This window comes from Streptomyces sp. NPDC048637 (assembly GCF_040650675.1).
Taxonomy (GTDB): domain Bacteria; phylum Actinomycetota; class Actinomycetes; order Streptomycetales; family Streptomycetaceae; genus Streptomyces.
Genome location: NZ_JBEZHQ010000058.1, coordinates 1 through 13897, shown reverse-complemented (window position 1 = coordinate 13897; position 13897 = coordinate 1). Strand labels below are relative to the sequence as shown.

The following is a 13897-nucleotide window of genomic DNA, read 5'->3' as shown; positions in this document are numbered from 1 at the left end:
GGGTCAACTGCCCGCCGGTGCAGCACTGTACGATTAAGTTACCCATCAGTAAATAGACTGGCCGGCCGCACGCGTCCGCCCCCGTTCGAGGCAAGGGAGCGGAACTTGTCGACGGTGCCCATGGGCCCCGCGTCCCCGGAGGTGCACTCGACGACTGTCGAGTGCGGTGGGAATCGCAAGGTGCGCGGGCCGATCAGGGCCGCCACGGCGGGACTGTTATGCACGGCCAACTCCACGAAATAGACGCGGAATTGTGCGTACGGTTTACCGATCAATAGCGTGATTTATTGCACCCGAGGTGAGCGGTCACGGTGACGCCAGAGCCTGGAGTGATCTCGTGCCGGGTGCGGCCTTCGTCGGCGTCCACCCGGAGCAGGCGAGCGAAGCGCCAATCGCCGAGGAGCGAATTCCAGATGAGATGCCGCGAAATCTCCGTACCCTGCATGCGGCGTCAGCGGGAGGACGTCCTCACGGCCATCTGCTCAAATCTTTGACCTTGAACAAAGCGAAGAGGGTCCGCCAGCGAGCTGACGGACCCTCTTGCCGGAATCGAGGTCAGCCCGAAACCTGCACGGCTTGCGCATAGCGCTGTGCTGCCGTCAGGACTGCAGCATGTGCCTGCTCAGGGCCAACAGTGATGCGAACACCTTCGCCGGGATATTCCCGGACGATGACCCCATCCAGTAAGGCGCATCGACGGAACACGTGTGCCTTCTGACCGAGCGGGAGCCACACGTAGTTGCCCCTGCTCGGCCACGAGCAGACCCCCACCGATCGCAGTGCCTCTTCCAGCCTGGTGCGTTCCGCCTGGATCCCGGCAGTGCGCTCCCGGAGGGCGGGCTGTTCCCGAAGAGCGGCAACGGCGGCCAGCTCCGCAGCACGAGTGACGGAAAACGGGATGGCGGCTTTGCGGGCCCGCTCGCAAAGGGTCCGAGAGGAAGAGAGGGCGTACCCAACGCGCAAGCCGGCGAGCCCGTAGGCCTTGGAAAAGGTACGAAGTAGGGCCAGCCGACGCCCGAGACGTAACAGGGTCATGTCATATGGATCCGCTTCCTCGTCGAATTCGATGTATGCCTCGTCCAGAATCACGGTGACGGCGGCCGGCAGCCTTTCGAGGCTGTCCAGCAGCTCGTCGCGTGGAATCCGGAGGCCAGTCGGATTGTGCGGGGAGCACAGGATGACGACCTTGGTCCGGGGGCTTACGTGTTTGAGCATCTCCGGTAGATCGTGATGCCCCCGGGGAGTGAGAGGTACCGCGACAGCCGCTGCTCCTGTCGAAGCGATCAGTATCGGATAGGCATCGAAGCCAGGTGTGGCGTACAGCACTTCGTCGCCCGGCGAACACAATGCCAGCAGCAGTTGCTGCAGCACTCCTGCGCTGCCGGCGCCGACCAGGATTTGCCGCGGACCGACCGCGTAGTGCTCGGAGAGCGCGGCAGCGAGCTGGCCAGGGTAGGGGGAGGGATACCGGTTTGCGTGGGTCATGCCGCACTGCAGTGCCGTGAGGGTTCTCGGAGCAGGTGGGGAGAACACCTCATTGTTTGAGAGATCCCAGGTCAAGCCGTCCTGTTCGTGCAGCTCGGGGTCCTCTTGGCGGTAAAGCGGCACCTTGTCGATCTGCGCTGCACGCGTGGTGAGAGAATGGTGCACCTGAAGTCCTTCGTATTGGGTGCAGTCACCTACGCCGTACCGTGAACGAGCAAGAACTGAGGGTGCGGCGTGGAGTCACCAGCAGGTGGTGGCAGGTGTATGACCTCGACGTCCCGGAAGCCGGCATCGGTGACGACGGTGGCGTAGTCATCGACGCTCCAGTAGTAATCACGGAGGGTCAGTTCCCCGTGCTCGGTTGCGAGCACGGTCGTCATGGGATCGCCCGAAGCGTATGTGCGGTCAGGTTCGCCGTTGCGGAGCGTTTTGAACTGGATTCCGACACTGTCCGGGTCGGTGTTCAGCATGGCGAAGACGGCGTTGGGGCGCAGTACTCGCTGTATCTCCTTGCAGGCCTCCAGCATGGCCCTCCGATCCGCGATCTGCATGAACACGAAGCAGGACATGCAGGCACCGGCGCTGGAGTCGGGAAGGAAGGACATCCGTCCTGATGCGATGTGCTGGTGGTTGACTCGCGAGTGAGGATGCTTCTGAGCGGCCAGGTTCACCATGGACTTCGAGGTGTCCACGGCGAGGACCGGATGGTCGAACGCGGCGGCGACGTGTTGTGCCACGAAGCCGGGGCCACAACCGTAGTCGATGACGGTGCCCTTGCCGACCTTGCCCAGTCCGAGGACGTCGAAGACCGCTGGGTATCCCATGGTCTGCCAGTCGGCCGCTTCGACGCTGTGCGAGTAATCCTGCGCAGACGAGGAGGTCTCCCAATTGGTATGCATCGGCGTTCGCCTCTCGTGAGTTCTATTCAGAGCTGAGGAGAGAGTTTTCGAGGGCAGACCATAGGTCCTGAGGTTCGAGGAGCCGCCCTGGCGCAAGAACAGGGTCGAGTACGCAGGCGGCGATCCCTTGCGCGTGGCATTCGGACAGCTCATCCACCACGTCGTCGTCAAGACCTGATCTGCTCAGTGGGGGAAGCTGCGCGGCGTCCAGGAGGCCATGCACGGACGTGCCGCCGGCGGTCGCCAGGCCGCCGGCGGGGGCACAGCCTGCTGCGACTACGACGAGCCGGGTCGCTCTGCCGGAGTCCAGCATGCACCGCCCGGCGGAGAATGCCTCGGCCCGAGACGACAGGGTGTCTTGAGCAACGAACAGAGCACTGACTTCCGGCGAATGATGCCGAGCTGCGGCTTTCAGGACTTCCATGACGTACAACGCGGAGAGGGAGACGGCGCTGTGGACACCGTGCACGCGCTCGGCCCAGGGCTCGTGCCAGCAGCACAGCAGACAGACGCGGGCTCGCTGGTCGGGATTGAGGTGAGCCGTGAAGGTTCCTTCGGACTCGCTGACACGGGCGCCGGAGGACAGATACCGAAGCTGGTCCGCGAACCATGCGTGTGCGTGGTCAGTGGCGTCGGGGCTAGAAAGCTGCATTGCGACATTCTCCGGAGAGGTAGCTTCTGACGTTGTCGAGGACCTCGTGCAGATTTTCTTGACGGGCGCGCTCGGTGTACCAGGCGACCCCCGGTGTCAGAAGAGTGTTCGGCACCGCGGTCAGCGCAGGGACAAGATCATCAGGGGTGTCGTCCAGTGCGACGCCACCGAGCTTTCCGGCGCGGTGTCGTTGCACCAACGCCTCCACGTCAATGACGGAGTGGCGCGAGACGCTGATCACGATGGCATCCGGACGCAGGTTGGAGATCAGGTCGGCCGACAGCAGATGGGCCGTGTCCGGCCTGGCCGGCACCTGCACGGAAATGACGTCGCTGCGGCGGACAAGCTCGTCCAGCGGCACGATGTCGATTCCCGGCACCGGTGTGCCGCTGCTGTTCGTGCCGAGGACGCGCATGCCCAGTTGCGCGGCCTGCTTGGCGACGGCTTGCCCGATGCGACCGACGCCAAGCAGCCCCAGCACGAGCTCTCCGGACTCTCGCCCGCGGTAGGGAACGTAGCGATGCTGGACACCGGCAGATGCTGCGGCGTGAGCTGGTAGCAGCTTGCGGCGGAGCGCGGCCACACACGTCAGGGCGTGGTCAGCCACGGAAGCCACCGAGTATTGCGGACAGTGCGAGACACTGATGCCCAGCTGACGGGCTGCCGCCAGGTCCACCTGGTCAGTGGCGGACAACACGGTGGCGATGTGCTTGAGGTGCCTGGCCTTGTAGAGGAGCTCTCGGGTGAGGCGGGTCCACTCGACGATGACGATATCGGCGTCGGCCAGGCGTCGTGCAGCTTCAGCCGGGTTCGGCCGGTCGTAGTACACCTTCACCGGGCCGAGTTCGGCGAGCGAACGCAAGAACCCGGTGGTGATGTACGTGGGCTCGTCGAGGTAGACGATGCGCGGTTCGACGCTGTCGCTGGTCTCGGTCATGCCTGGAAGTCTTCGTTGGCTCCGATGACCGTCCGCAGGTGCCGGCATGCGCCGACGAACCAGTCGCACGGACGGGCGAGAGCGAACCGGATGTACTGGGATCCGGTTTCGTGGTCGGCCCAATAGAAGTGGTCCCCTGGGAGGATGCCCAAGTGGTCCTGGCCCAGCGCTTCAACGACGTGCTCACTGCGGAGTGTGGCGTGGTCGATGCGCGTCCACTCGACGCTCACGGTGCTCTGCGGGAACGCAGGCGCGAAGATGCTGCCCTGCAAGGCGTCGCGCAAGGCCTGCCGGTTCGAGCGGATAACGCTCCATATGGTCTCGTCGAGACCATTACGTTCCGTGTCGCGAACATAGGAGGTTAAGAGTCGGAGAATGAAAGGGCTGACGTTGAGCAGGATATCGTTGTGCAGTTCCAGCATGTCGTCGTAAAGATCTTTACTCACTGCGAGGATGCTGCACTTCAGGTCCTGGGTAGGCCACGTTTTGCCTGTGTCCTCGACGACGATGTAACTGACCCCAGACTTCTCCAATACCTCGTACTGATCCCAGAATGGGGAAGTGGCGAAGAAGCGGAAGGTGCAGTCGATGATGAGGATCTTACCGTGAACACGACAGTGGCCGACCACGCGCTCGAACGCGGCGGGGTCAAGGCTGAATCCCGTGGGATTATTGGGAAGCGTGAGGAAGAGTGCGTCCTCTCCCAGAGAATTCAGGAATGCCTCAAGCCGTTCCGGTGCGAATTCGTTCTCGGCGACCGGAACGAGGGGGATATTCCGGCGTTTGAGGATCGTGGCGAGGTTGTCGAAGGAGGGCTGTAGGAGTCTCACGGTCAGGCGCTTGGATGACAGGTATGTCGCGACCAAGTCCGTCGCGAGCGACGCGGAATAGCACAGGAATGTCCGCGGGTGCGTTACGGCCGAGTGCTGGCCGGCCAGAGAATAGAACGCCTGCTGGAATTCGTCTTCAGAATCGGCCTGCCGCGCCTTCTCTGCTGCATAGAAGAGATCGGGCAGTTCGGCGACGATGGATTGCTGAGTGGAGTTTTGCCCTTGATGGGCGTGGCCGTCGGCGAGGTTGAACTCCTTGTTGATTCCGATGTTCTCGTAGCGGGTGAGGTTGGTGTACCGAGCGCTTGCGGGCATCTGTCTCTCCTGGGGATCATGGTGTACTGAACGTCAGGAAATGAGGCTGATTATCTGGTTGCGCTTTCCCCTGTTGGTCACGCGAAGGAAATCGACGAACTCGACCTCGACGGTCACTTCGTTGAACAGGAACTGGGTGACCTCGTTCCGAATTCGTTCGCGAATGTCGTCCGTCATGCCCGGGCCCGGAATGCACTCGAAGGCGACCGTGTTCTTGTCCTTCTGGACGAGGCTCCAGGAATTCAGGGCCTCCCCGTACTCCATCAGGCGCGTATATCCGACATCCAGCAGGTAACCAGAGGACAGGAACCTGCCGCTGGGCAGGACGAACGAAGAGTTCCGCCGCCCCTCGAAAGATTTGAGCATTCGCATGGAGCGGCCGCAGGAGCAGAGTTTGTCGACCGGGTGAAGCGCCGCGATATCGCCCTGTCGATACCGGATCATGGGCATGGCCCAGTTGTAGAGGCAGGTCGCCACCAGGTCGCCGGTGTCCCCGTCCGGCATGGGGTTGCCTGAGTCGTCCACCACCTCCACGACCGCAATGTCCTCCCAGACGTGGTAGCCCTTGTGTGTGCACTGAGCGGCGACGGTGCCGGCCATCTCTTCGGACCCGTACTCGTCCAGGACCGGAACTCCGAAGAAGTCCGACCACTCGTTGCGTTGAGCCTGCGTCGACATTTCTGACTTAACGTTGATAACGACCAAGTTCGTACGCAGGAGTTCGACGTCTTGAGGGCTCAAGGTCCGGCGAATATCCTCCAGCCTGGAGGGATACAGCGTGAGCATGTGGGGCTTGCTGTGGAGCAGCTTTTCCCTGGCTTCGTCCAGAGGATCCAGCGTCCAGATATGCTTGAGCTGATAGCTCCCGTCCGGGAGGCTCTCCAGCGGGTACTTTCCGGTGTAGACGTAAGTCTGTACGTGATGCGACTTGTAGCCTCCCATCATCATGTCGTAGATCCGGTAGGCAGTCATGACGCGCTTGCGCATCGTCTGAGCTGAATAGGCAACGCGCACGGTCTTCCCGCTCGACCCCCCTGTGATTGCGGTGGTCAGCTCGTCCAGGGCATACCCCGCTGCGATGGTCTCCTCAGGGAAGCCCTCGATCAGTTCTTCCTTCTCCAGGACCGGGAGGAGGTGGGCGTCCTGTACCGCACGAATAGAGTGGATGTCTACGCCGGCCGCGTCGTACTTCTTGCGGTACAGCGGCACGTTGCTGTAGGCATGGCGCACCATTTTGACGAATGCTGCGTCCTGGAGTCGCTGTAGCTGCTGCCGCTCCAAGAATTGGTTACGGCGCAGTTCTCGACGTATTTCTGGAGCCTCTTCCATCAGAAGCTTGAGCTGTTCTTGATCGAAGTCCTTCATTGCGGTCTCCTGTTCAAGCGCTGTTGAGATCTCTGGCTCGCCCGGTCAAGAAGTAGTGAAATGCGAGAACTTCGCCGATTTCGAAGTCGTGATCACCTATGTGGAAGGCATGCCGCATAGGGTGTGAACTCTGCGTGAGGCCGCAGAGGGCTTGCTGCCAGCGCACGACATTGTCTGATCGGAAGTCGACCCAGGCTGTAGGGCTGCCCGGGATTTGAGGCGCTTTCGACGGCCCAGCTGAAGGCGACGATTCCTTGTCGGTGGGGTCGGTGGGAAGCGATGTGAGGTACTGGTCATCGAGCGTCAGGATTCCTAGCCCGATGGACAGGGCCTGCTGGCGCAGGTACCAGTCCGTGGCCATCAGATCCGCGCACTGCTTGGCCAAAGTATCGCTTTGGCCATCTCGTGCGCAGTGGAGGGACCCGGCTGCCTCCAGGAGCACATGGAGTTCGAAGAGATCCTTGGCGATACCTGGTCCGAGGTTTCCGCTGACTACGCTGGGCCGCCCGACTTCTTGCTCCAGGTCTCGCATTTGCCGTAGCAGCGAATCCCTCATGTGAGCGCTGCGATACGAGGAGTGGAGAGCGGCCCCGTCCATCGCCGACAGGAGGTCGTACTTCGTGGAACCTAGGGCCGTTTCTGCCACGGCGAGTGCAACTTCCTCGCGAGTGACGCTCTCGAACTGTCCTAGGGCGGTGCTGAGGGCCATCTCGGCGCGGCTGTAGGTGGAGTTGTCTCCAGCCGGAACGACGACCATCTGAGCCGCGGCAGGAGACACACCGGCGTCCGGCGACGGCGGGAGGGACTGCACGCCGGAGCGGAGATCATCCCGCGTCGACACGCCGACTCCCCGGTGGGTGTACGGCCCGTACCTCACTTCTTCCCAACCCACCAACGCGAGCGGGACGATGAGGCGGACATCCCGTCCGCGGGTGTGGTGGAGATTCCACAGGAGCTGGTGCAAGACGCCGGCTGCACCGATCTTTCCCAGCAGCGCGTCGGAGGCGAAACCATCCGCGGCGGTGCCGTGGGTGTAGGGGCATGCGAACCCCATACCGCCCAGGCCACTTGTGGACACCTTGATGTAGCGCTGCACATCAAACGCTTCCAGTGCGGCATCCAGGTTGGCCACGTACCGAGAGAGCGGCGCCGTCGGGTTGCCCAGCAGCGCGTCGAGCAGGGCTCGTTTGCCGACGCTCTCCGCGATGTGCGCGTTGTCAGTGGCATGGGGAGCGGCTGCCCGGAGCAGTTCCTCGAGCGACTCGGTGGGCAGGACGGTACGGGGGCCACTCGTAGCGGAGGTCACCGCATCGACGATCAGGTCCGGACGATGTTCTCGGACGACCTCGTAGATCATCGAAGCGTCCGGCTGCGCCACCGGTTTGGATGGCTGGTGGTAGAAGGCTGCGAGTTGCCAGCGGTCCCGGTCCGTCATGACGTCGGCCGGTACCTGGGCCAGGGTGCATGGGCTGAAGATGTCACCCCAACTCCCGCCGATGTGGGTGGAGGCCCCTGCCAACGATTGCAGGCGACGGGTCCGGGTGTGCAAGGTCTGCTGCCGGGAGGTGTGTATGGCCAGGTAGGAGGGTGCTAGCTGGCGGAGGAGTGCTTCACTGACAGCGGCCCCGACCTCGCCTGCCCCGAGCACCAGGATCCTCCGGCCGGTGCTTGCCTCGCTCACCCGTGCTCCCTCAGGGGTTGTAAGATCCAGGCATAGCTGTGGGGCACGGACAGAGCAGTCTCCTGCATGCAGCGATATCCAGCCTCGCGGATCAGCCTGCGCATGGCCTCGCTACTGCGAGGCTCCATGCCTTGCAGGGCATGCAGGTAGTCGAAGCCCGGCCCGAACAGTTCGGCACCCTCCACCGAGGCCGGCGGCGTCACCGTGTCGAAGACAACCAAATAGCGCGCGTTGGGGAAGGTTTGCTTGTAGGACCGAAGTACTGCGGCGCAGTAGTCGTCGGGCGCAATATGGTGGGTCATGAACGCCTGCATGACGATGTCTACGTCTGGGCGCTGCCGACCCGGCGCCGTCGCGTCGCCCCGCTGCACATCCAGTTGGATGCCGAGTGCACGGGCATCTCGGACGGCAGCCTGCGCGGACTGCACGGCCGAAGCAGAGATATCAAACCCCAGGCCTGGCTGTCCCGTCCGCTCGCAAACCGCCAGCAGCCGGGTGGCTGCGCCACATCCCAGGTCGCAGATCGCACCGCGGGGCTGTAGCGACTCCAGGAGTTGAAGAATCGTTTCGTCAAGGTGCTGGGCCCCAATGCGCCCGGATGACTCGGCGACGACGCTCCCGCGCGCGTGGGTGGTTGGATCCGGGGTTCCTGCCACGTTGCGGGCGAGGACCGAGGCGTACCCGCCGAACCAGAGCTTGAACACGGCGACGTGACGCTGCAGGTCAGTGCCAAGCTCGGTCAGTTCGAATGCCCTGTCGCTGCGCCGGACGATGCCGGCCCGAAGCAGCGCTTGCAGCACGCCCCTTGCGCGAACTCGGTCGTGCAGCCACGGGGGCTTGTTGAGATCTGACTCCCTGACGGGGTCCTTGATCAGGGCGTCAAACAGCCCGATATCGTCGGCTACAACGACCGCGTGCGCCGCGACCGCGCCGGTGAACATCTGTGCCATCTGTGAATGGGCAAACTCGTTGCCAGCCATAAGGGTCTCCGGTTCTCGAGCCGTTGTCCGGATCGATGTATGGGGGGCCAGAGGCAATGGCCGTGACGCTAGATGCTGTGTGATCTACGAACAACACCTGCGTAACTGGCGTGGAGATGATCAAGACACATGTTCGCAATAACCCGCTTGGCTCAAGATCGAGCCCTTCTCGATGAAGGTCCCCCGACACCTGGGGCCTCTGTGGAGAGCATGTGGATCAGAATGGCTAGTTGCTGGTGATAGCGTCACAGTCATGAAGCGCATCAACGGGAAGTGGCGGGCCACCTAACGTGGCCTGATCCTGCGCTTCGAGAAGCCAGTCAGCCGCTCCGCCGGTGGGTGACTGAGAGCATGGCCCACCCGAGCGGGTCCCCCACCAGCAGAGGAAACGGGTCAGTGATCAAACTCTCCGGCATCACGCCTTCAGGCACGGCTCACCTGGGCAACTACCTCGGAGCGATCCGGCGTTGGGCCACTCGCTCAGAGCCCGAAGACCTGTACTTCGTGAGCAACATGCATGCCATGACGACCAAGCACAGCGCTGAAGAGTTGCGGTTACTGACTTCTCATCAGCTGGCGGTCCTCGTGGCTGCGGGAGTCCCGAAGGAACAACTCTTCGTGCAGTCCGACCTCATGCGCGAACACATGGCACTGGCCTGGATTCTGGAGTGCACCTGCACATTCGGAGAGGCGAGGCGCATGATCCAGTTCAAGGAGAAGTCCCAGGGCAGTGCATCCGTCCGGCTCGGGCTGCTGACATATCCGGTGCTCATGGCCGCGGACATCCTTCTGCACGGCACAGCGCGGGTGCCGGTGGGGGAAGACCAGAACCAGCACGTCGAGTTGGCCCGGACTCTCGCCCGGCGCTTCAACACTGACTATGGAGAGGTCTTTGTGGTGCCCGAGGCCGTACTTCCTGAGGCCGGTGCACGCGTGCGCTCGCTCAGCGACCCGTCCCGGAAGATGTCCAAGTCCATTTCAGATGACGGCGGGACGGTGTACGTCCTTGACGAGCCCGACGTGATCCGCCGCAAGTTCCGGCGGGCGATGACCGATAGCCGCAACGAGGTGCGGTACGCACCCGACGAGCAGCCAGGGGTTGCGAACCTGCTGGACATCCTCGCCGCCTGCCAGGACTCAACTCCTGAGCACGTCATCCAAGGGATCGGGAGCTACCGCGACCTCAAGGAGGCGGCTGCCGAAGCGGTCGTGACCACACTCTCCCCGGTGCGTGAACGCGCGCTCGAACTCCTTGAGGACAAGGTTGAGCTCGCGCAGATCCGCCAGGAGGGGGCCGACCATGCGCGAAAGAGGTCCGAGGAGCGCTTGAATCAGGCGATCTTCCTGGCCGGCCTGGTCTAGCGGAGGAAGTAGGCCACAGGCCTCGGTTTAGGCGGCACAGTACGTGCCGCGAGGCAGAGGCACCAGCGGGCGCGTCCGGTGGTCGGGCGCGCCCGGTCGGTGGGGGCAGCGGATGAGCTGCACCATGAGTTCGACACCAACGCCGTATCCTCGACGGCGGTTGTACTCGACCACCACGACGAGTCGCCTTAACGGAGTTTGCCGGATACCAATATCGACAATGTCAACCGTCAGGTGCGGCTGAGCTTCCTGGGCTGACCAAGATCGTCCTCGGGGTGGCCGTGAATTCTCCGTACCCTGCGTGCCCGAAACGGAGAGACCTTGCGCGGTACGGACCTGAACATGGTCGAACGACCCTATGACGGATGCGGAAAGTGCCTGCTGGGCGTGCGGCGGCTGTCCCGTATGAAGCTGGCCACGTCGTCCCCGGAGCGCGACGCGCCTGCGGAACTCGTCTGGCGTCCCGGGTTGGCGAAAGCGGAGACGGGCGATGGCTCCGCCAGCGCGGCATCACTCATCGCATCGCCCGCAAAGGTGTCGAGCCATCGCAGCGGCTCGGTCGCCACCGCTGAGTGGTCGAGAGAACGGTGTCCTGGCTGGCCGGCTGCCGACGCCTCCACCGGCGCTACGAACGCAAGCCCGAGCACTTCCTCACCTTCGTGGGCATAGCCGCAACCCTCATCGACCACCACCGACTCACCAAGTGAAACAACCTTTTAGCTTGTCGTTTAACCTCGTCTCCGTTGGGGGTGGGGATGGAGCAGGCGGTTTTCGAATCCGTCAGGTACTCCGCTGTGTGCCAGGACTGCGGTGCGGAGCTGGAGTGCTGGGGAGTTCAGGCCCTGGTGGACGGCCGGTTGCGATGGGACGTTGAGTCAACCTGTTCCGCCTGTGGATTTGCGGTAGCCGCGTGCGGTGGCGACGTGCCGGCCGAACGGCGGGATCAGATGCTCTCCAAGCATGGACCCGCGAGGCTGCAGGTGAGCAGTCCGCCGGTGAACAGCGTCGCCATCATGCGCGTGCTGCGGGCTGAGCTCGGCATTGACCTGATAAACGCCAAGGCTGTGCTGCGCCGTGTGTTGGACGGTGACTACTCAGGAACGCTTCCCGAGATGGAACACCTGGCCCGCACGCTTCGGAAGTCCGGCATCGCTGCTGCAGCTACTCGGCCTTAGAGGTCATCTCATTTGGTTGGTTAGCCTGGGCCCGTGGGGATTGTGGAGCGTCTCGTGCCTGATGAGTTGTGGGAGCTGTTCGAGCGGGTGGCGCCGCCGGCTCCGCTTCGGCCGCAGGGTGGTGGTCGTCGGCGCCATGGAGACCGTGAGGTTCTGACGGCAATCGTCTTCGTTGCCACGTCGGGTTGTACGTGGGCCCAGTTGCCGCCGTCGTTCGGACCGTCAGGACCCACGGCGCATCGACGCTTCAGCGAGTGGTCCGAAGCCCGGGTATGGGCCAAGCTGCACCGCCTGGTCCTGGATGAACTGGGGGCGCGTGGAGAACTTGACTGGTCGCGGTGCGCGATCGACTCAGTGAACATGAGGTCAATGAGAAGGGGGACCTGACGGGTCCGAATCCTGTGGATCGGGGCAAGTACGGTTCGAAGATCCATTTGATTACCGAGCGCACCAGTCTGCCGCTCTCGGTCGGCATCTCCGGAGCGAACATGCACGACAGTCAGGGACTGGAGCCACTCGTGCGAGGGATCCCGCTGATCCGCTCCCGGCGTGGACCGTGACAGCGAAAGCCCGACAAGCTCCATGGCGACAAGGGGTATGACTACCGCCACCTGCGGCAATGGCTCCGCAGTCGAGGCATCACCCCTCGCATCGCCCGCAAAGGCATCGAATCATCCGAGCGATTGGGCCGTCATCGCTGGGTGGTGGAACGGTCGATGTCCTGGCTCGCGGGCTGCCGCCGCCTCCATCGACGCTACGAACGCAAGGCAGAACACTTCCTCGCCTTCGCCGGCATCGCCGCCACGCTTATCTGCTACCGGCGACTCGCTTGTCGCACCCGGCGCTCCCCGGCCGCAGTGGACGACGGATGAGCTGGAAGGCGCGACAGGGAGCGGCAACCGTGCTGGCCATCGCCCACAGAAGGGGCTCAGCGAGCCCTCACGCCCGCCGCGCTTATGGCAAGAAGATCAGCGAGGCGCCCGGGGATTCCGGTGTCGTCCACAGCTGGTCAGGTGATCGCGGCTCGCGCCCGGTGCCTGCGGACGGCGTCGCGGTTGGCGCAGCGCTGTGAGCAGTAGCGCTGTCGTCCGGTGGGCGAGGTGTCGGCGAAGGCTGTGTCGCACTCGGTCACCTCGCAGCGCCGCAGCCGGTGCATGCCTCGGCCCGCCAGATGCAGTGCGGTACCGACAGCGAACAGCGTGAACAGTACGGAGCCGACCGGCTGTTCCGCGTCTCGGTAGTGCAGATGCCAGCCGGTACCGGAGTGGGAGGTCAGCCTCGGGTAGGCGGCGGCCTCGGCCAGCATCTGGTTGAGCAGTTCTGCGCGCTCCTGCTCCTCGGCGGCGTCGACGATCCTCTCCCAGGCGTCCAGTGCGGCCTGGGTGCGGCCGAGATCGTCCGCTGTCACCGGGCACTCCAGCATGAGCCCGGCGGCGCGGCAGCGGTCTGTTAGCTCGTCCACGCTCTCGGGCCGGCGGTTGGCCAGGTCCGCGGCCAGGTTCACCGCATCTTCACCGTAAGGGTTGAGCTACATAAAGGGATTACAGCAGGGTGGGCGACATGACACAACAGACCGCCGGGCGCGCTGGATCCCAGGCCCGCGACCCGTGGCGCTATCGCTGGATCGTGCTGGGCATTGCCACCTTCACCCAGGCTGCGTCCGGGTTCTTCGTGGGCGGGATCGGAGCGCTGGGTGTCCACCTTCAAAGCGCCCTGGAGCTGAGCACGGCGCAGCTGGGTCTGCTGGTCTCTGCGGCCCAACTCGTGCCGCTGGCCGGGTTGCTGGTGGCCGGTGAGCTGCTGGACCGCTACAGCGAGCGCTGGGTGGTCGGGGTCGGGGCAGTGGTGGTCGCGCTGGCTCTGGGCGTGGGGAGCGTGGCGCCGGGATACACCGCTCTGTTGATCACGCTGTTGGTGGTCGGCGCGGGATATAGCACCGTCCAGCCGGGTGGGAGCAAGTCGGTGGCTTCCTGGTTCGACGCGTCACAGCGCGGCTTCGCGATGGGTGTCCGGCAGGCCGGGCTGCCGCTGGGGGCGGCGCTGGCCTCGGCCCTACTCCCGCTCGTTGCTGAGGAGTTCGGTTGGCGGGCGACACTGCTGACCGGCGGCATCGTCGCACTGCTAGATGAATGAGTCCGATGTTTGTGCTGGCCGCGACCATGGCGAAGGGCGCCCGTTGACTCGTGTGTGACTACCAGCCTGGACGCCCTTCTGGC

Annotated in this window: 12 protein-coding genes and 2 pseudogenes; 5 read left to right on the top strand and 9 right to left on the bottom strand. The window is 63.8% G+C overall.

All coding sequences use genetic code 11. The annotated features are described in order from the left end of the window. Positions 1 to 555 precede the first annotated feature (555 nt). From AB0C46_RS38105 to AB0C46_RS38070, 8 genes are read right to left on the bottom strand one after another with little or no spacing between them, the layout of a single operon-like run. Complete coding sequence (locus AB0C46_RS38105; RefSeq protein WP_362833699.1) at positions 556 to 1650, bottom strand: aminotransferase class I/II-fold pyridoxal phosphate-dependent enzyme; 1095 nt, start codon at positions 1648 to 1650, stop codon at positions 556 to 558. Positions 1651 to 1679: 29 nt separating this feature from the next. Then, on the bottom strand, positions 1680 to 2384 hold the full coding sequence (locus AB0C46_RS38100; RefSeq protein WP_362833698.1) for a class I SAM-dependent methyltransferase: 705 nt from the start codon (positions 2382 to 2384) through the stop codon (positions 1680 to 1682). A gap of 22 nt (positions 2385 to 2406) precedes the next feature. Further along, positions 2407 to 3036 (bottom strand): hypothetical protein, encoded by a 630-nt coding sequence (locus tag AB0C46_RS38095; RefSeq protein ID WP_362833697.1) that lies wholly within the window; start codon positions 3034 to 3036, stop codon positions 2407 to 2409. Continuing rightward, positions 3023 to 3973 carry an NAD(P)-dependent oxidoreductase gene (locus AB0C46_RS38090; RefSeq protein ID WP_362833696.1) on the bottom strand — a complete coding sequence of 317 codons (951 nt, stop codon included), beginning with the start codon at positions 3971 to 3973 and terminating at the stop codon, positions 3023 to 3025. The genes AB0C46_RS38095 and AB0C46_RS38090 overlap by 14 nt, the downstream gene beginning before the upstream one ends. Further along, positions 3970 to 5118, bottom strand: coding sequence for an aminotransferase class I/II-fold pyridoxal phosphate-dependent enzyme (locus AB0C46_RS38085; RefSeq protein WP_362833695.1), 1149 nt, complete (start codon positions 5116 to 5118; stop codon positions 3970 to 3972). The genes AB0C46_RS38090 and AB0C46_RS38085 overlap by 4 nt, the downstream gene beginning before the upstream one ends. A 33-nt stretch (positions 5119 to 5151) precedes the next feature. Continuing rightward, the gene (locus tag AB0C46_RS38080; protein ID WP_362833694.1) at positions 5152 to 6483 is read right to left on the bottom strand and encodes a hypothetical protein; all 1332 of its coding nucleotides are present in this window, start codon (positions 6481 to 6483) and stop codon (positions 5152 to 5154) included. Between the two features lie 13 nt (positions 6484 to 6496). Beyond that, positions 6497 to 8164, bottom strand: coding sequence for a hypothetical protein (locus AB0C46_RS38075; RefSeq protein ID WP_362833693.1), 1668 nt, complete (start codon positions 8162 to 8164; stop codon positions 6497 to 6499). Then, entirely contained in the window at positions 8161 to 9144 is a 984-nt protein-coding gene (locus AB0C46_RS38070; protein ID WP_362833692.1) for a methyltransferase domain-containing protein, read from the bottom strand. Before AB0C46_RS38070 ends, AB0C46_RS38075 begins: the two co-directional genes overlap by 4 nt. 396 nt (positions 9145 to 9540) lie before the next feature. Here AB0C46_RS38070 and trpS point away from each other — a divergent pair, with 396 nt between their 5' ends. From trpS to AB0C46_RS38050, 4 genes and pseudogenes are all read left to right on the top strand, one after another. Further along, the gene (gene trpS / locus AB0C46_RS38065) at positions 9541 to 10506 is read left to right on the top strand and encodes a tryptophan--tRNA ligase (protein ID WP_362833691.1); all 966 of its coding nucleotides are present in this window, start codon (positions 9541 to 9543) and stop codon (positions 10504 to 10506) included. 497 nt (positions 10507 to 11003) lie between these two features. Further along, positions 11004 to 11213 (top strand): annotated as a pseudogene (locus AB0C46_RS38060) (IS5/IS1182 family transposase); the annotation flags it as partial. A gap of 288 nt (positions 11214 to 11501) precedes the next feature. Continuing rightward, positions 11502 to 11681 carry a hypothetical protein gene (locus AB0C46_RS38055; RefSeq protein ID WP_362826065.1) on the top strand — a complete coding sequence of 60 codons (180 nt, stop codon included), beginning with the start codon at positions 11502 to 11504 and terminating at the stop codon, positions 11679 to 11681. Positions 11682 to 11720: 39 nt separating this feature from the next. Then, a pseudogene (locus tag AB0C46_RS38050) lies at positions 11721 to 12553 on the top strand (IS5 family transposase). Positions 12554 to 12690: 137 nt separating this feature from the next. On the opposite strand, the gene AB0C46_RS38045 reads toward AB0C46_RS38050, so the two are convergent. Further along, entirely contained in the window at positions 12691 to 13185 is a 495-nt protein-coding gene (locus AB0C46_RS38045; RefSeq protein ID WP_362833690.1) for a CGNR zinc finger domain-containing protein, read from the bottom strand. Positions 13186 to 13241: 56 nt separating this feature from the next. On the opposite strand from AB0C46_RS38045, the gene AB0C46_RS38040 reads away from it, so the two are divergent. Beyond that, a complete protein-coding gene (locus AB0C46_RS38040; protein WP_362833689.1) occupies positions 13242 to 13814 on the top strand; it encodes an MFS transporter in 573 nt (190 codons plus the stop codon). The last annotated feature ends 83 nt before the right edge of the window (positions 13815 to 13897 follow it).